This window comes from Gemella taiwanensis, assembly GCF_054054385.1.
Map to the genome: position 1 here is coordinate 132,626 of NZ_JBSMTL010000002.1, position 22,361 is coordinate 154,986.

At 28.2% G+C, this 22,361-nt stretch carries 26 protein-coding genes; 7 read left to right on the top strand and 19 right to left on the bottom strand.

The window, feature by feature from the left end; genetic code table 11:
* Positions 1-59 precede the first annotated feature (59 nt).
* The 13 genes from priA to ACWOA3_RS02720 form a co-directional block, all read right to left on the bottom strand.
* On the bottom strand, positions 60-2,423 hold the full coding sequence (gene priA / locus ACWOA3_RS02660) for a replication restart helicase PriA (RefSeq protein ID WP_456883976.1): 2,364 nt from the start codon (positions 2,421-2,423) through the stop codon (positions 60-62).
* 32 nt (positions 2,424-2,455) lie between these two features.
* On the bottom strand, positions 2,456-3,634 hold the full coding sequence (gene coaBC, locus ACWOA3_RS02665) for a bifunctional phosphopantothenoylcysteine decarboxylase/phosphopantothenate--cysteine ligase CoaBC (RefSeq protein ID WP_456884131.1): 1,179 nt from the start codon (positions 3,632-3,634) through the stop codon (positions 2,456-2,458).
* 32 nt (positions 3,635-3,666) lie between these two features.
* Complete coding sequence (locus ACWOA3_RS02670; protein ID WP_456883977.1) at positions 3,667-3,990, bottom strand: DivIVA domain-containing protein; 324 nt, start codon at positions 3,988-3,990, stop codon at positions 3,667-3,669.
* A 12-nt stretch (positions 3,991-4,002) separates the two neighbouring features.
* Entirely contained in the window at positions 4,003-4,752 is a 750-nt protein-coding gene (locus ACWOA3_RS02675; RefSeq protein ID WP_456883978.1) for an RsmE family RNA methyltransferase, read from the bottom strand.
* 167 nt (positions 4,753-4,919) lie between these two features.
* On the bottom strand, positions 4,920-6,050 hold the full coding sequence (mltG, locus tag ACWOA3_RS02680; protein ID WP_456883979.1) for an endolytic transglycosylase MltG: 1,131 nt from the start codon (positions 6,048-6,050) through the stop codon (positions 4,920-4,922).
* A 3-nt stretch (positions 6,051-6,053) separates the two neighbouring features.
* Positions 6,054-6,359, bottom strand: coding sequence for a DUF1292 domain-containing protein (locus tag ACWOA3_RS02685; protein ID WP_456883980.1), 306 nt, complete (start codon positions 6,357-6,359; stop codon positions 6,054-6,056).
* Positions 6,360-6,383: 24 nt separating this feature from the next.
* Positions 6,384-6,812 carry a Holliday junction resolvase RuvX gene (ruvX, locus tag ACWOA3_RS02690; RefSeq protein WP_271965337.1) on the bottom strand — a complete coding sequence of 143 codons (429 nt, stop codon included), beginning with the start codon at positions 6,810-6,812 and terminating at the stop codon, positions 6,384-6,386.
* Positions 6,813-7,067 carry an IreB family regulatory phosphoprotein gene (locus tag ACWOA3_RS02695; RefSeq protein ID WP_003146016.1) on the bottom strand — a complete coding sequence of 85 codons (255 nt, stop codon included), beginning with the start codon at positions 7,065-7,067 and terminating at the stop codon, positions 6,813-6,815.
* Between the two features lie 15 nt (positions 7,068-7,082).
* Complete coding sequence (locus ACWOA3_RS02700; protein WP_456883981.1) at positions 7,083-7,922, bottom strand: DegV family protein; 840 nt, start codon at positions 7,920-7,922, stop codon at positions 7,083-7,085.
* Between the two features lie 3 nt (positions 7,923-7,925).
* Positions 7,926-8,417 (bottom strand): dihydrofolate reductase, encoded by a 492-nt coding sequence (locus ACWOA3_RS02705; protein ID WP_456883982.1) that lies wholly within the window; start codon positions 8,415-8,417, stop codon positions 7,926-7,928.
* Positions 8,418-8,427: 10 nt separating this feature from the next.
* Complete coding sequence (locus ACWOA3_RS02710) at positions 8,428-9,360, bottom strand: thymidylate synthase (RefSeq protein WP_456883983.1); 933 nt, start codon at positions 9,358-9,360, stop codon at positions 8,428-8,430.
* Between the two features lie 12 nt (positions 9,361-9,372).
* Positions 9,373-9,762 carry a transcriptional regulator MntR gene (mntR, locus tag ACWOA3_RS02715; RefSeq protein WP_442566177.1) on the bottom strand — a complete coding sequence of 130 codons (390 nt, stop codon included), beginning with the start codon at positions 9,760-9,762 and terminating at the stop codon, positions 9,373-9,375.
* 15 nt (positions 9,763-9,777) lie between these two features.
* Positions 9,778-10,554 (bottom strand): Nif3-like dinuclear metal center hexameric protein, encoded by a 777-nt coding sequence (locus ACWOA3_RS02720; RefSeq protein ID WP_003146009.1) that lies wholly within the window; start codon positions 10,552-10,554, stop codon positions 9,778-9,780.
* A 273-nt stretch (positions 10,555-10,827) separates the two neighbouring features.
* Here ACWOA3_RS02720 and recD2 point away from each other — a divergent pair, with 273 nt between their 5' ends.
* Positions 10,828-13,164 (top strand): SF1B family DNA helicase RecD2, encoded by a 2,337-nt coding sequence (recD2, locus tag ACWOA3_RS02725; RefSeq protein ID WP_456883984.1) that lies wholly within the window; start codon positions 10,828-10,830, stop codon positions 13,162-13,164.
* A 62-nt stretch (positions 13,165-13,226) separates the two neighbouring features.
* Here recD2 and ACWOA3_RS02730 read toward each other — a convergent pair whose 3' ends face one another.
* Positions 13,227-13,985, bottom strand: coding sequence for a hypothetical protein (locus tag ACWOA3_RS02730; RefSeq protein ID WP_456883985.1), 759 nt, complete (start codon positions 13,983-13,985; stop codon positions 13,227-13,229).
* 6 nt (positions 13,986-13,991) lie between these two features.
* Positions 13,992-14,678, bottom strand: a complete 687-nt coding sequence (gene gpmA / locus ACWOA3_RS02735; protein ID WP_442566175.1) for a 2,3-diphosphoglycerate-dependent phosphoglycerate mutase — start codon at positions 14,676-14,678, stop codon at positions 13,992-13,994.
* A gap of 551 nt (positions 14,679-15,229) precedes the next feature.
* Here gpmA and ACWOA3_RS02740 point away from each other — a divergent pair.
* The gene (locus ACWOA3_RS02740) at positions 15,230-15,862 is read left to right on the top strand and encodes a LexA family protein (protein WP_003146003.1); all 633 of its coding nucleotides are present in this window, start codon (positions 15,230-15,232) and stop codon (positions 15,860-15,862) included.
* Positions 15,863-16,123: 261 nt separating this feature from the next.
* Here ACWOA3_RS02740 and ACWOA3_RS02745 read toward each other — a convergent pair whose 3' ends face one another.
* The 4 genes from ACWOA3_RS02745 to ACWOA3_RS02760 all read right to left on the bottom strand — a co-directional run bounded on the left by ACWOA3_RS02745 (position 16,124) and on the right by ACWOA3_RS02760 (position 17,742).
* On the bottom strand, positions 16,124-16,420 hold the full coding sequence (locus tag ACWOA3_RS02745; protein WP_456883986.1) for a hypothetical protein: 297 nt from the start codon (positions 16,418-16,420) through the stop codon (positions 16,124-16,126).
* On the bottom strand, positions 16,417-16,635 hold the full coding sequence (locus ACWOA3_RS02750) for a transposase (protein ID WP_442566168.1): 219 nt from the start codon (positions 16,633-16,635) through the stop codon (positions 16,417-16,419). Before ACWOA3_RS02750 ends, ACWOA3_RS02745 begins: the two co-directional genes overlap by 4 nt.
* A gap of 60 nt (positions 16,636-16,695) precedes the next feature.
* Complete coding sequence (locus ACWOA3_RS02755; protein ID WP_442566174.1) at positions 16,696-17,061, bottom strand: transposase; 366 nt, start codon at positions 17,059-17,061, stop codon at positions 16,696-16,698.
* Positions 17,062-17,262: 201 nt separating this feature from the next.
* Positions 17,263-17,742 (bottom strand): HAD hydrolase family protein, encoded by a 480-nt coding sequence (locus ACWOA3_RS02760; protein WP_442566173.1) that lies wholly within the window; start codon positions 17,740-17,742, stop codon positions 17,263-17,265.
* Positions 17,743-18,141: 399 nt separating this feature from the next.
* Between ACWOA3_RS02760 and ACWOA3_RS02765 the strand changes: the two genes are divergently transcribed.
* The 5 genes from ACWOA3_RS02765 to ACWOA3_RS02785 all read left to right on the top strand — a co-directional run bounded on the left by ACWOA3_RS02765 (position 18,142) and on the right by ACWOA3_RS02785 (position 21,973).
* On the top strand, positions 18,142-18,684 hold the full coding sequence (locus tag ACWOA3_RS02765) for a DUF1697 domain-containing protein (RefSeq protein ID WP_456883987.1): 543 nt from the start codon (positions 18,142-18,144) through the stop codon (positions 18,682-18,684).
* A 31-nt stretch (positions 18,685-18,715) separates the two neighbouring features.
* Positions 18,716-18,970, top strand: a complete 255-nt coding sequence (locus ACWOA3_RS02770) for a DUF4336 domain-containing protein (protein WP_456883988.1) — start codon at positions 18,716-18,718, stop codon at positions 18,968-18,970.
* 180 nt (positions 18,971-19,150) lie between these two features.
* Positions 19,151-19,459, top strand: a complete 309-nt coding sequence (locus tag ACWOA3_RS02775; RefSeq protein ID WP_456883989.1) for a hypothetical protein — start codon at positions 19,151-19,153, stop codon at positions 19,457-19,459.
* Positions 19,460-19,521: 62 nt separating this feature from the next.
* On the top strand, positions 19,522-20,061 hold the full coding sequence (locus tag ACWOA3_RS02780) for a TetR/AcrR family transcriptional regulator (RefSeq protein WP_456883990.1): 540 nt from the start codon (positions 19,522-19,524) through the stop codon (positions 20,059-20,061).
* A gap of 139 nt (positions 20,062-20,200) precedes the next feature.
* The gene (locus ACWOA3_RS02785) at positions 20,201-21,973 is read left to right on the top strand and encodes an oleate hydratase (protein ID WP_456883991.1); all 1,773 of its coding nucleotides are present in this window, start codon (positions 20,201-20,203) and stop codon (positions 21,971-21,973) included.
* Positions 21,974-22,361 lie beyond the last annotated feature (388 nt).

Here is a 22,361-nt window from a genome sequence, read left to right on the forward strand (position 1 = left end):
TGTAAAGCAATTTCTACAAGCTGATTAATTGAATCTATTAAATTAATTTTTACATGAAATCACATAAAATCTAAAGCTGAATTATCTATTGTTATAGTTATCTTCTCTTTTGAAAAACTTTCTGCAAAATAATCATTTATATACTTCAAAAGCGGATGTAATTTACTATATTCCTCATCATTATACCTTATTGCCAAATTATACTTGAACTCATTATTAATCTTATAGAATAAGCTTTTATTCGGACCAAGAATAGAAATACCACTAAGTTTTTTACTTATAAAGTTATAAATCATCTTTGCAACCTGTTCTGTTTTCACTTCATCATAACCTTTTATCGTAATAAATGAAATTTTACAGAACGGCGGATAGTCAATGAGTTTACGGCGATTTAATTCGTACTTATAAAATCTCTCGTAACTATGATCAATTGCATAATCCAATATATTGCTCGCTATATTTGTTTGAAACACAACTTCGCCTTCTTTCTCGCTTCTTCCAGCTCTTCCTGCTGTTTGAACTAATAACTGAAATAGCTTCTCATTCGCTTTAAAACTTGGTATAGCTATCATACTGTCAATTGATAGTACTCCAACTAAAGTAATATTGGGAAAATCCAGACCTTTTGATATCATTTGAGTCCCTAAAAGTATATCTGATTTATGTTTTTTAAAATCAGTTAATAGCTTCTCATATGCACCTTTTCGACTAGTCGTATCTGAATCCATCCTTGTTATTCTTACATCTGGTATATATTGAATCAAATATTCCTCTACCTTTTGAATTCCATAGTTACCTGAAACTAACTCTGGATGTTCGCAACATTTTTTTATATTTGAAATTTTTTTATGATATCCACAAAAATGACAACGTAACGAATTATCGTGTTTATGATAATTTAAACTTATATCGCAGTTCTCACATTTATATAAATGACCACAGGTAAAACAACGAATAAAATTAGTATATCCTCTTTTATTCATCAACAATAATACCTGTTCTTTTTTGTCAATTTTTTCCTTAATCTTAACAAGTAATTCATCAGCTATTACTTTTTCTTTATCTTCTGTATGAACAATATTAATTTTTGGTAAATTATTATTAAATCTATGCGTTAAAGTTAATAAATTATTAGGATTATTCTTTTCAAAATTATAATATAAATCAACAGATGGCGTTGCACTGGAATACACTACAGTACATTTATTATAAATACCACGCTTTTTTGCGATATCTTTAGCATCATATCTTGGAGATTCAGTTTGTTTATAACTATTTTCATGTTCTTCATCAATAATTATAATACCTAGATTTTCAAATGGGGCAAAAATAGCAGATCTAGTTCCAAGACAAATTTTAACCTTACCGTCTTTAATCTTTTTCCATTCGTTATATTTCTCTTTAGTATTCAATCTAGAATGAATTACAGCAATGTTTTCATTAAAAATTTTCTTGAATTTTTTCTCTATTTGTGGTGTTAAAATTATTTCTGGAACAAGAACAATAGCATCTTTTCCATTTCTCAAATTTTCTTCAACTAATTTAATATATATTTCAGTTTTCCCAGATCCTGTAACACCATGGAGAAGATATTCATTGAATTTATTAGTATTATAATTTTTTGCAATACTATCATAGATTTCTCGCTGATATTTACTTAGTTCTGTTTCATTTTGTAAAATAGTCGTGTTAATCTCAGGAATTACTTCTTCTTCAATAATACGGATAACATTTTGTTCTAATAATTTTTTCGTTACTGTAGGTCCAATATTTAATATTTCTTTAACATCCGATTTCTTTATCTTCTCATTCTTACTAAGGTAATCAACAATTATCTGTTGTTTCTTTGTTAGTTTAACATTACTAATATCACCTAGAATATAGAATTCTTCCGTAATATTATTATTTATTTCTTTAACTTTACTTATAAGTTTTATGGCTTTTAGCGAGATTAAATATCCAATTTGTTCGATTGAAAAAATTTTTTCAAACTTTTTCTTTTCAACTAAGTAGTTCTTATCAAAGTACTTAGCATAATCAAATAGTAAAGTTTTGTTCGCATCTATCAACTCGTAATACTCGACATATTTATTTTTTAATATCGTCGGAATTAGCGTTTCTATAGCTTGAATTCTAGTGCAAAAAAGTTCATCTGCCATAACTTTAGATAAAAGAAGCATTTCTTTAGTTAAAATTGGAAAGTCATCTTTTAATTTTTTTATACTTTTAAAGTTATCTCTATCGTATCCCCCGTTATATTTTTCACTAACATTAACAACATATCCTTGAACTACACGAGTGCCAAAAGGAACTTCCACTCTATAACCTACAAGATCATGTTCCTTAATTTCTTCAGGAATTAAATAGTAAAAACTCTGATCGACACTATGATTATTTACATCGACAATAACTTCAGCATACATAATCTCACCTCACCTTCTTTAAAGTTTTAAGCTTACTTAGTAATAGTATCTACAATTTCTTTAGCTATATTGGTCTTACTAGATTTATCAATTTTTGTTATATTATTGAATTTGTCAATAATACACACCTCATTATTATCACTTCCAAAACCGATATCTTTTTGAGATATATCGTTTGCCACTATATAATCTAAATTCTTCTTAACTATTTTTTCTCTAGCATATGCAAGAAGATCGTTAGTTTCAGCAGCAAATCCTACAACAATTTGTTCTTCTGTTTTATTTTCACCAACATATTTCAATATATCTTGAGTTCTCTCAAACTCCATTTTAAGATTTCCATCTTGTTTTTTTACTTTTTTATCAAAGACAAGTACAGGGGTATAATCAGATACTGCAGCTGCCTTAACTATATAATCGCAATCTTTAAAATTATTTTTTACCGCTTCAAACATATCCTTTGTACTAACAACATCTAATACCTTTATACCATTTAAAATAGTATCATTCTTCACACTAGATACTAAAATTACTTCAGCTCCTCTTTTCTTAAATTCGTTAGCTATAGCAATCCCCATTTTCCCAGTAGACGGATTAGTTAGACATCTAAACGGATCTATGAATTCCTTAGTAGGACCAGCAGTTACTAAAACTTTTTTCCCTTTCAAGTCTAACTCTGTCTCAGAGAAAACAGCTTTTTCAATTTTTTTTACTGTTGGAAATTTTCCTTTCCCGACATCACCGCAAGCCAACAATCCACTATCAGGCTCAACAAAATTAAAACCTAGTTTCAAAAGCTTGCTTATATTCTCTTTAATAATAGGGTTGTTATACATAACTGTATTCATTGCAGGAACAATATATACTTTTGTTACATCCTGAACAGCTAACATAAGAGAAGTTGTTAAGTCATCAGCAATTCCACACGAAAATTTTGAAATTATATTTGCAGTAGCTGGTGCTACAATTATTTTATCTGCCCATTTAGTTAAATCAATATGTTGAATTTCATTTTCATTTAATTCATCGAAAGTATTAGTATACACTCTATTTTTAGTTAATGATTGAAAAGGTAGTTCTGTCACAAAGTTCTTTGCATTTTCTGTAAGTATTACCCTAACATCGTGACCTTTCTTCACTAGGGAACTAGATAAATCAATCGATTTATATGCCGCAATTCCACCAGAAACTATCAGTAAAATATTCATAATATTCTCCTTATTTAATCTTTTATAATAATATATTAATATAAATCATGATCTGAATGATTAGGACCAAAAACAGCTGTTTCAAGTTTAGATAATCTTTTTAATATGTCTAAATTAGTAACCTGTGTTGGTTTATCCTCTCGACTAGCATTTTTTATAGCCTCAATTTTAATTTTAAGATTTTGATTTTCAATTTCTAATTCTTTTAAACGAGTAAGTAGTTTATCAAGTTTCATATAGTCTTCAATTATTAAGTCCAAATAATCATTTACATCTTCTTCACTATAACCCTTTACTCTAGTTTTTTTAAATTCTTTTTCATATATTTCTTTAGCTGTTAAATTTAATTCAATACTCATAGTTAAACTCCTTTACTTGAATTCACTAAAATAACTAACACAACTCACAAAGTACAGAGGTGCCGTCTCAGCTCTTAATATTCTTTTTCCCAGGCCAATTACTTCAAAATTACCATCTAATAAATTATCGATTTCTTGTTCTGAAAGACCACCTTCACTACCAAAAACTGCAATAACGTTTTTATTATTTAAATCAGAATTTAATAATCTCTTAAAATTAACGTTATCTTCATTTACAGATTCTTTCTCATAAGCAACAACTTTATAATCGTAATTTTCACTAAATAAAATTAATTCTTTCAAACTATCCACATAAGTTATATCAGGTATAATATTACGTTTTGATTGCTCTGCTGCTTCTTTTATAATCTTATTCCATCTATTTAATTTAGAATCCACTTTATCTTTTTTAATTTTTGCTATATTACGTTCAGAGTTAAATAAAACAATATTACTTACTCCAAGTTCAGTAAGCTTCTGAATTAAGTACTCTATTTTATCATTCTTCAAAGGCGGAATAGCCACCGTTATTTTTGTTGTAAGTTCATTACTACCATCTACCTGTTCATATGGGGTTATTATAACTTTATCTACATTATTATCTATAATATTACAAATGTACTTAATTTCATTATTAAATACTACATATACTTTATCATTAATTTTTTTTCTCATTATTCTGACAATATGATTGCTGTCACCTTTTGATAATTCATATGTTGATTCAACATTCAATTCTTCATTTAAAAAATACTGTTGCATAATTTCTCCTAAAATTTTATCTTATATCTAATTTTACCTTAATCTTGTTATTTATTCAATAGTAGCTAATTACAAACATAAAAAGAGAACAGCCTAATCAATCAACATTTAAAGTGATTAATTAGACTATTCTCTAATATGTTAAATTATAAATATTATTTACTTTTCTAGCTACCCGATGGAATATAACCTTCAATATGTTCCTTAGCTAACTTCTCGTGTTCTGGATATGTTTTAGAGAAATATGCTTTTCCATCTTTTGTTGCATGTAAGAAATAAACATAATCCGTATTTTCCGCATTATTTAACGCTTCGAATGATTCTGAACCAATTGAAGAAATTGGACCAGGTGGTAAACCGATATTAGTATAAGTATTATATGGAGAATTCAATGATAATTCTGCTTGCGTCGGTGCACCTGTAAGTTTATCTGCAGCATAGTTTGCTGATGGATCAGTTTGTAATCTCATACCTTGTGCAAGTCTATTCAAGAATACACTAGCAATTAATCTGTTCTCATCTGATTTTGTAGACTCTTTCTCCAAGATACTAGCAAGCGTCATATATTGATGGATAGACACTTGTTTATTTTGTCCACCAATGTTCCATGATTTATTATTCTTTTTGTATAACGGTACTATTTTTTCATTAGATAATTTAACCATCTTAGTAATTAAACTCTCAACTGTTTCATCATCTTTTAAATCATAAATAGCTGGATATAAGTATCCTTCTAAAGCATATTTAATATCTTTACCGTAAATCTCATCTGTTATTAACTCAGGGAACTGAGCTTGTAGTTTTTTAATAAATACGCCGTCATTAACTTTTTCTAAAAATTCTTTAGGATCTAGTTTTGTCTTTTCTAGATTCTTAGAAATTTTCAAAATACTGTCACCTTCGATTAAAGCAAACGTATTACCTGTTTTACCTTTATTTTTAGCTCCTAATTCTTGTATAATTTGAGATAAGCTCATGCTTTGTTTTAATTTAAAGCTACCAACATAAAAAGTTGTATTCGGTGTTAATCTAGAATATATTTTAAATACCTCTTCGTTTTTGATTAAACCTTTTGCTTTTAATTCTTGTGCTATTCTCGCACTTCCATAATTTTCTTTTACTTCTACTGTAATATCCTTATTATTACTTTTATCAACCGGGGTTGTCATGTAATAAAATATTGATAGTACTGTTATACCTACAACAACAAATACTGTCAGTATTATAGGAATGATAGATTTTCTTTTTCTATTCTTTTTTCTCAGTTTTTTACTTCTTCTTATCTTATCTTCTCTCATTACTTACTCACTTTCGTCGTAATAAAAAGTATCTAAAACTTCAGAAATCATATCATATTCTTCATCTGTTTCTACTGGTTCAAAACGAACAGCGTCTTCTCCATCTTCTATACATACCATTGGGAAAATACTAATTTCCTCTTCATCAATTGTTTCTTCCTCAGCGAAGATATAGTAAAGATTACCATTTGTAGGGTTGGTAAATTCTAAAATTTTACGGTATTCTTTTCCTTCACCTTCTAAAGTACTAAGTGTATACACCTCTTCAGTATTATCAATACTAATGTTTTTTAAATCTTTTTCTTGCATTTTATTTTCCTCCTGAAATTTATATTAATTTAATTTATCTAAATATGTCTGTAATATTAATACTGCAGCCATTTTATCAATAACATCTTTTCTTTTCTTCCTTGAAACATTCGCTTCAAGAAGTACTCTTTCAGCACCCATAGTAGTTAAACGTTCATCTTGTAGAATTATTTCAACATTCTTTATCTTCTTTTTCAAAACTTCTACAAAATATAATGTGGCTTCACCTCTAAAACCTACAGAATTATCCATATTTTTAGGAAGGCCAACAACAATTTTTCCTACATTATGCTCTTGAACTAATTCTTTAATCCTTTTAATTTTAAAATCTTTTATCTGCTCGTTGATATTAATAGTCTCAATACCTTGTGCAGTCAAGCCTAACAAATCACTAACAGCAACACCTATAGTTTTTGATCCGTAATCAAGGCCCATTATTCTCTTATCTAACATCTAAGACTCCTGTATAAAAAAGTATAATAAGTACTCTAGTATATCATCCATATCTATTAATCTTATTTGCTCCCTTGCATGATTATCTCTAGGAATGTATACTGGATCAGCAGTTTTAATATATCCCATTAATTGATTAATAGGATCATACCCACGCTGTTTTATTGTTTCAACAACATTTTTTAATATGTTGTGAATATCATTTTTATCATAAAAATTGCTATCAAATAATCTTGTTTCATCGAAATTTGTCATAATCTTTACCTCCGATTATACTAACTCTACTAAGATACCTACTGCATTTTCTCCTGTATGTGTCGAAATAATTGGTGTTGTCGTAAATATTTCATCTTCATTTACTTCATAACCAAATGTTTTTTTTAATTCTGACTTAATTAAAGCTACATATTCATCAGCTAATGAATTAGGTAAACTTATACTTTTTATAGTTTTATCTTGTTTTTCTTCTTGAATATGTTTAATTAAAGTCTGAACTAATTTTTTCTTACCACGAACTTTATCTAAAGCAACTAATTCTTTCTCTTTTAACTGAGTTAAAACTTTTATATTTAAAAGACCTCCGATTAAAGCTTGTGACTTACTTAGTCTACCACCTTTTACCAAATTGTCAAGTTTATCGATTGTAACGTATGTTAAAATATTTTTAGCTTTTTCTCTTAAGCTTTCTACAATCGTTTCAACAGCTACCTGTTCTTCTAATTGTTTTAGACATTCTTTTAATAAAAATACCATTCCACGAGTTGTAGTTTTACTATCTACAACATAAACACCTTCAAATTCAGAACTTGCAGTAACAGCAGTATTATAAGTTCCACTTAAGGCAGATGAAAGAGTTAAAACAATAATTTTATAGCCTTCTTTTGTCCATCTTTCATAAGCTTCTAAAAACTTACCAATTGCAGGTTGACTAGTTGAATAACTAGTAGCTGTTTTCATTCTTTCTATATATTCATCATTACTTATTGTACGGTAATCATACTCATTTCCATCAATATTAATTGTAAGAGGAATTACTTCAACATTATATTTTTCTATTTCATCAAACGTTAAATCACTTGATGAATCAATAATAATTTTTACTTTTTCCATTTTCTACTCCTTCCTTTTTCTTATGTAGTGTAAAAATGAATAGTTAAATTCATTATTATCATCTTTTTTAAATTCTTCTCGACTTAACAAGTCCCATTCATTTTCATCAAAATCAGGAAACTTTGTATCAGCTTCTACTATTGTATCTACTTCAGTGATAAACAATTCATCACATTTATCAAAAAATTTACTATAAATCGTTCCACCACCAAATATATATGCCTTTTCAGTCTCGATATTTTCTAAAATTGAATCATCTGAATAGATTTCTATATTTGAATAATGATTTAAAGAATCTTTGTCCCGAGTCAAAACTCTATTTATACGATTAGGTAAAGCTTTTCCTATACTATCTAGAGTTTTACGTCCCATGATGATTGTTTGATTTGTAGTTAACTCTTTAACTCGTAACATATCACTCTTTAAACGCCAAGGAATAGTATTTTCTTGACCTATGGATTTATTCTTATCATATGCAACTATTAGCGATAACATATTACCCCTCCTAAACAGCTATTGGTGCCTTAATAAATGGATGACTTTCATAATTAACAACTTCAACATCTTCAATCTTAAGGTCAAAGATACTTTCAAAGTCGTTTATCTTTAATTCAGGTAAAGAATATGGTGTTCTAGACATTTGTTCTTTTACTTGATCAAAATGATTTTTATAAATATGTGCATCTCCAAGTGTATGAACAAATTCACCAACCTCAAGACCACATTCTTTAGCTATTAATATAGTAAGCAGTGAATAAGATGCAATATTAAATGGAACTCCTAAGAAAACATCTCCGCTTCGTTGATATAATTGACAACTTAATTTACCATCATTCACATAAAATTGGAATAGTGAATGACATGGTGGTAAAGCCATAGTATCTACTTCTGCCGGATTCCATGATGAAACTATTAAACGTCGTGAAGATGGATTAGTTTTAATCTGCTCCACTACATTTTTAAGTTGATCAATACCGTTAAAGTTTCTCCATTGTTTCCCATAAACATTACCTAAATCACCATATTTTTCTGAAAAGCTCTCGTCTGTAAGTACTCGTTCTTTAAATATCGCCATTTGTTCCTTGTACTGGTTAGAAAATTCCTCATCAACCAATGTTCTATGACCAAAATCTGTCATATCAGGACCAGTATATTCTTCACTTTCTATCCACTTTTTAAATGCCCATTCATTCCATATGTTATTTTTATTTTCTAATAAAAACTTGATATTAGTATCACCTTTTATAAACCACAGTAATTCTGACCAAACTAAATTAAAATTTACTTTCTTAGTAGTTAATAAAGGAAATCCTTCAGAAAGATCGAACTTCATCTGATAACCGAAGACACTTTTCGTACCTACACCAGTTCTATCTTCTTTTTCTATTCCATTATCTAGAATGTGCTGACATAATTTTAAATACTCTTTATCTACCACAATTATTCTCCATTACGCTTTATAGTTGTTTTCTTTTAAATATTTCATTAAGTCTTTTATTTTTTCTAATGAACTCTTACCAAAATGATGTTCAATCCCTTCAACTTCTTCATATATTTTATCTTCGTCTACTCCAATAAGTCTAAGAAAATCTTCTAATAATTCATGACGAGTTAAGGCATATGCCCCCATTTTCTCACCTTGTTCAGTAAGTGCAATTCCTCTATACTTTTCGTACACGATGTATCCTTCGACATCAAGCTTTTTTAACATTTTAGTTACTGTAGAAGGATATACTTCTAATTTTTCTGCGATATCAGCACTTCTAGCATAACCTTTATTCTTTACTAATGAATATATCACTTCTATATAATCTTCCATCGTTGGTGTTGTTTTTGCCATAAATCGTTACCTCCTTTATAGTATTGTAAATGGTGATTTTTCAACTGTTGATTTTATTACCTCTACATTTAATTCTGAGATATAATCTAAAAGTAAGTCTTTTACAAGACTTTCAGTAAAATGACCAATATCAATTATATTTTTTTTCATTTCTATTGCATCAAGTGCTACATGATAACCTACATCACCAGTTAAATATACATCTACTTCTGGTAATGTATAAATAAAATCAGCTCCACTTCCTCCTAATAATGCAACAGTAGAGATTTCCTTTTCATCTCCAATAACAGCCGCCACATTTTCTAATGAAAATTTATCTTTTAAATAAGTAATAAAGTTACTATATTTCAGTGGACTACTTAATTTTCCAATTCTTCCTAAACCAGCTGTTTTATCTATATTATGTTCAAATAATACTTGTATATCTTCTAATTTAAGAAGTTTAGCTAAATAATCATTAAGACCTAAAGTCGCAGAATCTAAATTTGTATGAAATGAAATAACTGAGATATCATTTTTTATCAAATCACGAATAATTCTCGATTTAAAATCAGAAGTAAAATCTAAAGATTTTAATGGTTTAAAGATAAGAGGATGATGTGAAACTATTAGATTAACTTTATTAGCTATAGCTTCTTCTACGACGTCAGTAGTTACATCTAAACATACTAACACTTTATTTACCTCATTATTATTGTTTCCTAACAACAATCCAACATTATCCCAATTTTCTGCTAACTTTACATCAGCTAGTTTATTTAAGTGAATAAATACATCTTTTACCGTTCTCACAAGACCTACCTCCTTATCTTATTTTCATTTTATTATAACATTTTATAAAAAATATTGCCATTACGAAACTTATTTTGTAACTAAAATAACATATTTATTCCATACAATATTTTTTCTTATTCTATAAAAATATAGCTATACAAATTATTTCACTTTATAAGTCTTTATATTAACAATAAGTAAGTTGAGTTCCTCCCCAATTCAATCAATACTAGACATTTTCTTTATAATATATTATCATTGTTCTTATAAAGAAATTCGTAGGAGATTGTTATGCAAACTGTAGAAGGTTATCTAAATAAAATTATCTTTCATAATAAAGAAAATAATTATTATATTTTATCTATATTTTTAAATGATCAATATGATTTTGCTGAAGGAGATTATTTAAGCGTTGTAGGAACATTTAATGATTTTGACTTCGTTGAAGATGAATTATATTCATTCAAAGGAGAAATAGTCCAGCATAGGAAATATGGAACTCAGCTATCCGCGATTGTAGTTGAACCAGTAATCGAAAAAGATAAAGAAGCTATTGTATCCTACTTATCAAGTTCCATTTTTCAAGGTGTCGGAAGAAAAACTGCCGAATTAATAGTAGAAAGTTTAGGAGTTGAAGCTCTAGATAAAATATATGAAGATAAGGATGCACTATTCGCAATAAAGGGTATCCCTACACAACGTAAAGATACTATTTATGCTACAATTGTTGCAAATAAACAAACCCAAGATATTATTTTAAAGCTAAACGAATATAATCTTAGCAATAATTTAATTTTGAAAATCTATAACTTTTACAAACATAACACATTACGTACAATTACCGAAAATCCCTACTCTCTAATTAAAGATATAAAAGGTATAAATTTTAAAACAGTAGATAAAATTGCAGAAACTAATGAAATTGCTGCGAATGATCAAGAAAGAATACTATACGGTTTTATTTATACTATAAATACATATTGTTTTTCTACTGGTAATACATATATTTCAAAGAATAACCTACTATATAATACTTTTAACATATTATATTCTTCAAGAAACATAGCAGTTGATAAAGAAGACATACTAAAAGCATATACTTATGCTCTAGATACTGCAAAACTAATAGAAATTGAAGATAGAGTTTTCTTACCGGAAATATACTATTCAGAGTATTCTATTTATAGTGACATAAGTAGAAGATTAGAAATGAAAAATACTGAAGATATTAGCGAAAAACTTCTAGATAAATATATAGAAGAAGTTGAAGATGAACTAGATATAGAATACGATATAGTTCAAATTGCTGCGATAAAAAACTGTATACAAAATAACTTTTCTATTTTAACTGGTGGACCTGGAACTGGTAAAACAACTATTATATTAGCAGTTATTAAAATATTCCAAAGAATCAATAACTATAGTATTCACGACTTATTGGATGAAACAAGAAATATTATTACCTTATGTGCACCTACCGGAAAAGCAGCCAAAAGAATGTCAGAAAGTACAGGATTTTATGCATCAACAATACATAAAGCCATTGGTTGGAGCACAGAAGACGAAAACATGGAAGAATTTGTCAGTGATAAAAGTATTAAATCTGAATTAGTAATAATAGATGAATCAAGTATGATTGACGTATTCTTAATGTATAACTTATTAAATATTATTCATAAAGATGCGAAAATCATTCTAGTCGGTGACAATGATCAATTACCATCAATCGCTCCTGGTAATGTCCTTAATGATCTGATTAATTCTAAAGCCATATCAACAGTTAAATTAAATAAAATTTTTAGGCAAAGCGAACACTCAAGTATCATTAATATTTCTCACTCTATTAAAAATGATATTCCATTCGATATATTAGAAAACTTTGATGATAAGGAATTTATTTCAGCTAATAAAAATGAAATGATTAATGTAATCTCAGCGGTATATGACGATTTACTTAAAAACACTAGTAAGGAAAATATACAAATTCTTGCTCCAATCTATAAAGGAACTAGTGGTATAAATGAAATTAATACGGCTATTCAATCAAGATTTAACGATAATGAAGAACAAATTGAATATGGAGAACTGATATATAAAGTCGACGATAGAGTTATGCAACTTGTTAATAGACCCGAGGATAATATATTTAACGGTGATATTGGCTACATTAAGGAAGTTTATAAAGAAGGTAATAAATTAAAAATAGTCATAGATTATGATGACAACTATGTTACCTATGAAAAGCAGGAATTAAACCAAATTACCCTTTCATATGCGTGTTCTATACATAAAGCACAAGGATCAGAATTTGAAAATGTTATAATTCCATTTATTGATAATTATAACTTTATGCTCAATAAAAATTTAACTTATACTGCTATCACACGTGCAAAGAAAAAACTAATACTATGTGGAAATCATAATGTTTTTTATAAGTCAATCGAGCCTACAAATACTGTCAATAGGCAAACTGCTCTAGAATGGTTCTTTACAACAGATAGAGAAGCGAATATTGAAGACATTGAAATTGATGAAGAGCTTAAAACATATATATTAGATTTTCAAAATATAAATACTATTGACCCTATGATTGGTATGGAAAATATAAAACCTACAGATTTCCTGTAACATTCACAATTACATATATACGAAAACCTGGACATAGAAAATCTATATCCAGGTTTTGTCTATTACATCGCTGCTAAATCACGAGCAATTTTATCTATATCATTAATATTTAAAAATGCTGCCGCTATTGCAGAACCATTTTTTGCTGTAACAGAACTATTTACTGCTGCAATCATATTTTTAGTTAATGCATCTAAACGGACTAATTTAGCCTTAACCTCATCTAATTTTGCATACTCAATATTTTCATTATTTAACAATTTAAGAGTCGCTATTGAAGAGTTTACCTTATCAGTCACCTCTTTAAACTTCTCTACTTTATCACCTAAAGGACGTCCCTTATCAAGATCTGTTTCAATAGTTCCTGCAAGCTCATCAAAGGTAATTAATTCTTTTGAAAAAGAACTTAGTTTATTCTTCATATATTCATTAGAATATTTTGTTTGTGAAATATTGTAGTTTTTGTTAGCACTATCTTTTAAATTAAATACAACTGAATTATTATTCTTAGTTACAATTTCAATAATGAAATCTTTATTATTAAACTCGTTTGAATTAATATTATCAATATTTAGAGTTTTTCCATTAAAATTATTAAGTTTTAATGATTTCAATAAAGATTCAAAACCTTCTTTGTTAATAACTTCGTCATTAGTAGTAATTATTAACTTATTATCTTTTTTATCAAATTCAGTTTTTTCTAGCTGGTTTAGAGTCGCAGAATTTGTAAGATTTTGTAATTGTTTTGTAGTCATGTCTGACTTAGAACTACAACCTTGCAAAATTAGCAAGGTTGTTAGTAATATTATCAGCTTTTTCATTACTTATTAGAATAATTCTGGCGCTGAGATAATGTTTAAGTTTTCGTCAATTTCAAATACTAATGGAGTACCTGTTGGTAAGTTAAGATCTAAGATTTTTTCATCAGAGATTTTTAATAAGTATTTGATTAACGCTCTTAAACTGTTACCGTGAGCAGAAATAAGTACGTTTTTGCCAGCTTTAATTTGTTTAGAAATATCGCTTTCCCAGTATGGTAATACACGATCAATAGTAAGTTTTAAGCTTTCTCCTGATGGAATTTCATTTTCAGGAATTTCTTTATATCTATCGATGTTTCCTGGGTACATGTCACTAGATTTGTCTAATGCAGGAGGAGCTACATCGAAACTTCTTCTCCAGATGTGAACTTGTTCATCACCGTATTTTTCAGCTGTTTCAGCTTTGTTTAATCCTTGTAAAGCACCGTAATGTCTTTCATTTAATCTCCAGCTTTTGTGTACTGGAATCCATAATAAATCTAATTCTTCTAAGAATAAGTTTAAAGTTTTGATAGCACGTTTTTGGTAAGAAGTGTATGCTACATCAAAAGTAAGACCTAATTCTTTAAGTGTTTGACCACCTTTGATAGCTTCTTGTCTTCCTTTATCTGTGATATCAACGTCAACCCATCCTGTAAATCTGTTCTCTAGATTCCATTGGCTTTCACCGTGTCTAGTTAATACTAATTTCATTAAGAAATCCTCCTAGTTTTATTATTATATTTTAATTATACAATATTTTTTAGTATTAGTACATAGTTTTTATTATAAAAAACATATTGAAAACGTTATAGGAATGCTGATTTTGATAAATTACATATATTTTTCATATTCTGATATATATTAAGAAAAATAAGACTAGTTGAATAATAATTTTCATCTAATCTTATAATAATAAATAATATTTTCTGTTCATAATGACTTTATAATGAATTATGTATTTTTAAAATACTTTGTGTTCCACTTTACCCCTTTTTACAATTTTTAACTTGTTAGTCTCAAAAAAAGTAAAGACTTTAGCTAATAAAACTAGTATAACTATCCAATATATAAACATACTATTACCTTCTTTCATTTAATACGTAAAACTTAATTTTCTTTATACTTATATAATAACATACGGAAAACCGAAAATCAAGAGTAAAATTCATATTTCTTAATTTTTTTATTATATACCCTTGATTTTATATACGGTTTCCTTTATAATCAATGTATATATAGAAAATAGATTGGAATGTAATATTATGACTACAACTTTTAGTATTAGATTTAAAAAATGTTTAAAAGAAAAAAATATAAAACAAGCTGAACTAGCTCGTTCGACAAAAATTACACCTTCATCAATTAGCGATTGGTCTAAAGGTAAATACACACCAAAAAGAGATAAATTGCAAATTATAGCCGATTATTTATCAGTAAATCCTGCTTGGCTTATGGGAGAAAGTGATATAATGGACGCAGAATCTCTAGATAATAGTTTAAATTCTAATAATGATTATTTAGATGATGTTTCTAAACTTCCTATATTGGGTACAATCTGCGCAGGAGATGGTGTTTATATTGAAGAAGAATATGATGAACATATTTTTATAGATCAAGGTATGCGTGCAGATTTTGCACTTCGTGTGAAAGGCGATAGTATGATAGAAGCCGGAATATTTGATGGTGACTTAGTTTTCATTCGTCAACAAAGTTCTGTAAGAAATGGTAAAATAGCTGCTGTTAGATTAACGGAATGGAACGAAGCTTCACTAAAGAAAATATTCGTTAAAAATGACAATGTAATTCTTTATCCTTGTAATCCTGACTATGAACCTATAGTAACACGTAACGTTGAAATTATTGGTGAGTGCGTCGGTGTATATAGAGAGCTATAATTTTATAAAATAAGAGTTTCTTAGATTAATTCCTAAGAAACTCTTCAGATTGTTGACAAAACGACCAAAATATCAATGGACATATTGATGTTTTGGTCGTTTTTCAAAAAAATAAGCCATATGGCCGAGTATCAGTAGTATTAAGGAGGATTACACCTCTCTTAGTGTTATTGTTTTCATATTTTGAACGCAACAAGACAACCAAGTGTACGACTGTACTTTGGCTTTCCCTCTATATAGTGCATATCTATATCCATGATTTTATTTTGAATCTGCAAAACTGCGCTCTACTGTTTCTTTTTTTCTTTTATACAGTATCTTCCCTTCTTTAGACAATCGTCTTGTTCTTGCTTTATCATAATAATTTGCATTTATATGACGTCTTATTATTTTCTTCTCATTTTTATCATCACTCTTATATTGCTTATATCCATTTCTATCAATATTTCTGTATCTAAATATTTCTCCTGTTCGTTTATCTACAAATATATCTTTTTCGGGTTTGTATTTAAAATATTTTTTATCTTTTGATTTTGAGAATCTTCTATATCCTATCACTGAAAATATACTTTTTTTTTATCTAACTGTTTTAGTATGTCTAGAGAATAATATCCGCTATCTAACGCAACTTTCCCTGGAGTTAATCCGAAATTTTTTTCTATCTGATTTAATCTATCTATATATGGACCACTATCATGAACGTTTCCTGGAGTTATGTGACAATCCATGATTATATTATTTTTTCCATCTACCGTTCTATGATCTAAATACATAAAACCTTCTTCTTTATGATCTCTGTGATAATAACCGCTGTCTGGATCAGTTGTGTTAACTCATTGTCTTTTTAGTTCTTCTTTTTCTTTATATTCAAAAGGCTTTTTTCCTATTTTTTCTCTCTCTTCATTTATTTCTTTTTCTAAGTCTAATTTTCTTTCTTTTACTCTTGTAGTTACTTCTATGTTGAATTTTCTTTTGTTTGCGTTAGCTTTTATATGTGTTGAATCAGTAAAGAACTCTGTACCACCTACTAATTTTTTATCAATTGCTTGGTTCACTATATTTATAAATATTTGTTCGAATACGTCAGTTCCTTGGAATCGTCGGATATAGTTTTGTGAAAATGTAGAGTAATGAGGAACTGGTTTAGAGAATGGTATCCCTAAAAACCATCTAAATGCAGCAGTTTCTTCTCTTAACAACTCATCTTTTTAAAGTATGTAAGCAATCCCTTTAGATTTTTTAGCTAAGGCATGTGTAATTTCAAGATACGCTTTACCTGAACGTTAAATAGTGATTTCTGGTAAGTCTATACTTTGAAGATATTCTTCTAATTCTCTCATGTTTGCTTCATCAAAAGTAATCATCATTATTTTAAAAATATTTATCTTACCTTCTAAAAACTACTCCTCATTATGAATAAATGTTGGAGTTTGTTGAGTTAAATTATGTTCATATCGGATTCCTTCATCTATTTTATCACAATACCAGTTATTTAGGTCATAATAAGATAAACTAACTTGAGGGAAATGCTGACGTATTCCTTTAAGCAATTTACTTACTGTATTTTTTTTAATAATTTGTGTATGAATAGGTATGATCTTATTATTATCACCTATTCTATAAATTAATCCTCCATTAAAAGCAACTTGAATACCTTTAAGTTGAAGAGCATTTATTGCATCCTTCATTTCCATTGGGGTTCTAGCAGATACTAAAGTTATAGGGATCTCTGCTTCTCGTATTAAAGTAGCATTTCTTTCGCTTACCTGTCCTTCACTATTTAATAATGTACCATCCATGTCGCAAAAAATTCGTTTGATATTCATATAAATTACCTCTCTTTCTTCAAAAATCATTATAGATGCTGGAACGCGTTCCATGTCAAGCACGAAATTATAATTTTTTTAAAAAAAATAAATAATACTTAACAAATCTCTATTATTTACATTTTAATACTTATTAAATTGTTTGAGTTTACTATTTTACAACCTCATTAGCTAATTACATTTAGTTTATTTATTTAAAAACTCTTCTTTTAATTTTATGTATAAAGATAGAAAATATAAGTTATAATTTCTTATCAAATTTAAAGAATATCTATTTAAAATTATAAAAAGATGATTAAAGATGATATAATATTAGAAAAGAGATAAGGAAAAATAAATTCTGATATAACAATAAAGGGCTACTGTAGGTATAAAATAAGTTATGTATTTTGATGTAAAATTGTAGATAAATTATTTGTTTAACTAAATTAGAATTTGTAAAGGATAAATTATATGAAATATGTACTTTTATTACGTGGTATAAATGTAGGTGGTAAGAATAAGGTATCAATGAGTGAACTAAAAGAACAATTGTTAAGTATAGGTTTTGAAAATGTTAGTTCATATATTAACAGTGGAAATTTGTTTTTTACCAGTCTAGAAAATCATGAAATATGCATTGCAAAGATAAAAAATCTGTTAGAAACTAATTATGATTTTTGGATTCCTTTTGCTTTAATCACAAAAGAGGAATATTTAGAAGAAAAAGCTGACTTACCTGATTGGTGGAAAGAAGATATGGCAAGAAAAGATGTACTGTTCTTTTCATATAATTTTGATAAATCAAATATCCTTGACTTTATAGAAAAATCTACATTTCATAATGAAATAGTGTATGTTGGAAAACACGCAGTATTTTGGGGTAAATATAATGAGTCAGAATATTTAAAAACTACGTATCATAAAAAATTAATAAAGCAAGATTTCTATAAGAAAATAACGATTAGAAATGCTAATACGTTTGAAAAAATAGCTAAGATTCTAGAAGAAAACTAGAAGTATTCAATTGAAAGAAGGTGAATGTTTGATGGAAGGAATGTTGAAGTTATACTCTCCCATTAATGAATTAAAACAAATTGGTGAGAATATTTGGATTGTTGATGGAAATGAAATACATATGAGTTTTAAACTTTTTAAAGTTCCTTTTACAACAAGGATGACAGTAGTTAAATTAGATAATAACAAATTATGGATTCATTCACCAATAGCTTTTAATAAAGAATTAGATGAAAAAATAAAAGAACTAGGAGAAATCGAGCATATAGTTGCTCCTAATAAATAACACTATAGTTATGTATTAGATTGGTATAAACATTATCCAAATGCAAAAGTTTGGTTAGCAAAAGGAGTAAGTACCAAATTTAAAATTGATGAAAGAGAAAATTTTGTATCACTAGATAATATTTCAAAAACTTTTTGGTCAGAGGAAATATTTTTTACTCCCTTTAGAGGAAGTATAGCTATGGAAGAGATGGTCTTCTTTCATAAAAAGAGCTCAACCTTAATATTAACGGACTTAATAGAAAGTATAGAAGTAAATAAATTACCATTATTATATAAACTTGTATTTAAGTTTGGAGATAATAAGTATCCTAAGTTTCGAACGTCAAGAGATTTACGATCATCATTTATCTTTAAAAAACAAGCTAAAGATAGCTATTCTAAGATTGAAAGTTGGAAACCTGATAAAATTGTTTTCTCTCATGGAAAGATAATTTTAGAAAATGGTACGGAAAAATTAAAAAAAGCATTTTATTGGTTGAGAAAATAGTGTACTTTATGAGAAAATAATAATATAAAGTTTAGAGAATAAATGAAAGGGAGTGATTAGGTATGACAATAGTAATAAAAAGAGTACTGGAATCAACTTTAAAAGAGATGGCAGAAAAGAAATCATTGTCAAAAATAACAATAAATGATTTAACTCAAGCTTGTGGTGTTAGTCGTCAAACGTTTTATAATAATTTTAAAGACATCTATGATTTAGTAGAGTGGATATATCTTAAAGAGGTAGTGACTCCAATCGAAAAAGGGAAAATCTATGATAAATGGCAAGATGCTCTAACATCAATATTTCAATATATTTCTGAGAATCATGTTTTTGTATTAAATACCTATCGCTCTTTTGGGAAAGGATTTTTAGAAAAAGTACTAAGACAGGAGATTGAACTATTTCTAAGTAATCAAGTGTTCAAAAAAATCGAAGTAACAAAAGAAGAAGCTAAACAAGTAGAGTTTTCTTATTCTTTTTATACATATGCTTTGGTTGGAGTAGGTTTAGATTGGATTGAAAAGCAAATGCCAGAAAGTGTTGAAGAACTGGTTGAAAGAATTGAAAATGTTATGTCAGGTGAGATAATTTCTCTTCTTTAAATAAAGTTTAAGCTCTTTTACAATTAAATAAATTTGTAAAATAGTTAGGCAAAATTTAAAAATTGTAAATTGTATTATAGATATAGAAGGTGTATATTAATAGAGATATTAGTATACACTTTTTTTAGGAGGAGTTTTTATGTATTATTCAAACGGAAATTATGAAGCATTTGCTAAACCAAAAAAACCAGCAGGAGTTGATAAAAAATCAGCCTATTTAGTAGGTTCAGGACTAGCATCTCTTGCTGCAGCAGCCTTTTTAGTTCGTGATGGACAAATGAAAGGGGAAAGAATCCATATTCTTGAAGAACTACCTATCGCAGGAGGTAGCTTAGATGGTATTATGAATCCAACTCGTGGATTTATTATTCGTGGTGGTCGTGAAATGGAAGATCACTTTGAATGCCTTTGGGATCTTTTCAGATCTATTCCATCATTAGAGGTAGAGGATGCATCTGTTTTAGATGAGTTCTACTGGCTAAATAAAGAAGACCCTAACTATTCAAAATGTCGTGTTATTGAAAACCGTGGACAACGAATTCCTGATGATGGACTATTTGCATTATCTGATAAATCTAGTCAAGAATTAGTAAAACTATATTTAACTTCTGAATCAGAACTTCAAGGTAAGAAAATAACAGATTTCTTTAGTAGTGAATTCTTTGAGTCTAATTTCTGGACTTATTGGGCAACAATGTTTGCTTTTGAAAAATGGCACTCAGTAGCTGAAATGCGTAGATATATGTTGAGATTTATTCATCATATTAAAGGACTTCCTGATTTATCAGCACTTAAATTCACTAAATATAATCAATATGAATCATTAGTTCTACCATTAGTTAAATATTTAGAAGATCATGGTGTAACTTTTGAGTACAATACTGTAGTTAAAGATATTAAAGTTGAAAAACAAGGGAAAGATTTAGTAGCTAAACATCTGATCTTAGAAGTAAACGGGGAACCTGTTGTTAGAGAATTAACAGATGATGACCTAGTATTCGTTACAAATGGTAGTATCACTGCATCTACAACATATGGTAACAATGATACTTCAGCTCCTGTCAGCAAAGAGCTTGGTGGTGCTTGGCAACTTTGGAAAAACTTAGCTAAACAAGATGAACGTTTTGGACGTCCAGAAGTATTTTGTGAAAATCTTCCTGATCAAAGCTGGTTTGTTTCAGCTACAACAACTGTAACAGACAAACGAATCGCAGAATATATAGAAAAAATTTGTAAACGTGATCCTTATGCAGGTAAAGTAGTAACTGGTGGTATAGTAACAGCACGTGACTCAAATTGGATGTTAAGCTTTACACTTAACCGTCAACCACACTTTAAATCTCAATCTAAAGATGAATTAGTAGTTTGGATTTATGGTTTATATTCAAATATTTCTGGTAACTATATTAAAAAACCTATAGAAGCTTGTACAGGTATTGAAATCGCAGAAGAATGGCTTTACCATATTGGTGTTCCTGAACAATTTATTCATGAATTTGCAAGCAAAGGTTGTAGCACAGTTCCATGTTATATGCCTTATATAACAAGTTACTTTATGCCAAGACATGATGGTGATAGACCACTAGTTATTCCAGAAGGTTCTAAAAACTTAGCATTTATAGGTAACTTCTCTGAAACACCACGTGATACTGTCTTCACTACAGAATATTCTGTTCGTACAGCTATGGAAGCAGTATACACATTACTAGATGTCGATAGAGGTGTACCTGAAGTATTTAATTCTGCATATGATTTACGTGTAATGACTAAATCAACTAATCGCTTAATGGATGGTAAAAAACTTGAAGAAGTTAAACTACCTTTCTTTGCCAAAGCAATTAGTAAACGTGTATTGAAAAAAATTAAAGGAACATATATTGAAGAAATCCTAAAAGATGCAGGATTGATTTAGGTATAATTCCTCTAGGTTATAGTTATAAAAAATACATAATAGATAGAAAAGACGATAGTTGAAACTGTCGTCTTTTTTGAGGAATATAGAAAGAAGAAATCAGAATAATAAAATTCTTATAAGAGAAAAAGTAAAAAGTTGAATAATTATTCTAAAGAAGATTAATATATCTTTAAAGTAATTAATTTGGTCAATACATGTAAAATAAACTTAGAGGTATTATAAAATGAGGAACTAAATATAATAGGTTAACTTGTTAAATTTAATAAATATCGAATTATTTTTAAAATAATTTTAAAAAATTTCGTATATAGACAGTATTTATCTGATGAATATGGTAGAATATAATTGTTGAAAAGATTAACAAATTAAAATAGTAGGAACTATT

Coding starts and splice junctions, on each gene's coding strand:
- ACWOA3_RS02695 (WP_003146016.1), bottom strand. CDS start 7,067: ATGACAAATTTCGATGAAACAAGATTATTTGATAGCAATTTTTATGAT.
- ACWOA3_RS02770 (WP_456883988.1), top strand. CDS start 18,716: ATGGAAGGAATGTTGAAGTTATACTCTCCCATTAATGAATTAAAACAA.
- ACWOA3_RS02675 (WP_456883978.1), bottom strand. CDS start 4,752: ATGCAACAGTATTTTTTAAATGAAGAATTGAATGTTGAATCAACATAT.
- recD2 (WP_456883984.1), top strand. CDS start 10,828: ATGCAAACTGTAGAAGGTTATCTAAATAAAATTATCTTTCATAATAAA.
- ACWOA3_RS02685 (WP_456883980.1), bottom strand. CDS start 6,359: ATGCAAGAAAAAGATTTAAAAAACATTAGTATTGATAATACTGAAGAG.
- ACWOA3_RS02785 (WP_456883991.1), top strand. CDS start 20,201: ATGTATTATTCAAACGGAAATTATGAAGCATTTGCTAAACCAAAAAAA.
- ACWOA3_RS02670 (WP_456883977.1), bottom strand. CDS start 3,990: ATGAGTATTGAATTAAATTTAACAGCTAAAGAAATATATGAAAAAGAA.
- ACWOA3_RS02780 (WP_456883990.1), top strand. CDS start 19,522: ATGACAATAGTAATAAAAAGAGTACTGGAATCAACTTTAAAAGAGATG.
- ACWOA3_RS02750 (WP_442566168.1), bottom strand. CDS start 16,635: ATGTATTTAGATCATAGAACGGTAGATGGAAAAAATAATATAATCATG.
- ACWOA3_RS02775 (WP_456883989.1), top strand. CDS start 19,151: ATGGAAGAGATGGTCTTCTTTCATAAAAAGAGCTCAACCTTAATATTA.
- mltG (WP_456883979.1), bottom strand. CDS start 6,050: ATGAGAGAAGATAAGATAAGAAGAAGTAAAAAACTGAGAAAAAAGAAT.
- gpmA (WP_442566175.1), bottom strand. CDS start 14,678: ATGAAATTAGTATTAACTAGACACGGTGAAAGCCAATGGAATCTAGAG.
- mntR (WP_442566177.1), bottom strand. CDS start 9,762: ATGGCAAAAACAACACCAACGATGGAAGATTATATAGAAGTGATATAT.
- ACWOA3_RS02700 (WP_456883981.1), bottom strand. CDS start 7,922: ATGGAAAAAGTAAAAATTATTATTGATTCATCAAGTGATTTAACGTTT.
- ACWOA3_RS02760 (WP_442566173.1), bottom strand. CDS start 17,742: ATGGAACGCGTTCCAGCATCTATAATGATTTTTGAAGAAAGAGAGGTA.
- ruvX (WP_271965337.1), bottom strand. CDS start 6,812: ATGTTAGATAAGAGAATAATGGGCCTTGATTACGGATCAAAAACTATA.
- priA (WP_456883976.1), bottom strand. CDS start 2,423: ATGTATGCTGAAGTTATTGTCGATGTAAATAATCATAGTGTCGATCAG.
- ACWOA3_RS02730 (WP_456883985.1), bottom strand. CDS start 13,985: ATGAAAAAGCTGATAATATTACTAACAACCTTGCTAATTTTGCAAGGT.
- ACWOA3_RS02740 (WP_003146003.1), top strand. CDS start 15,230: ATGACTACAACTTTTAGTATTAGATTTAAAAAATGTTTAAAAGAAAAA.
- ACWOA3_RS02765 (WP_456883987.1), top strand. CDS start 18,142: ATGAAATATGTACTTTTATTACGTGGTATAAATGTAGGTGGTAAGAAT.
- ACWOA3_RS02705 (WP_456883982.1), bottom strand. CDS start 8,417: ATGTTATCGCTAATAGTTGCATATGATAAGAATAAATCCATAGGTCAA.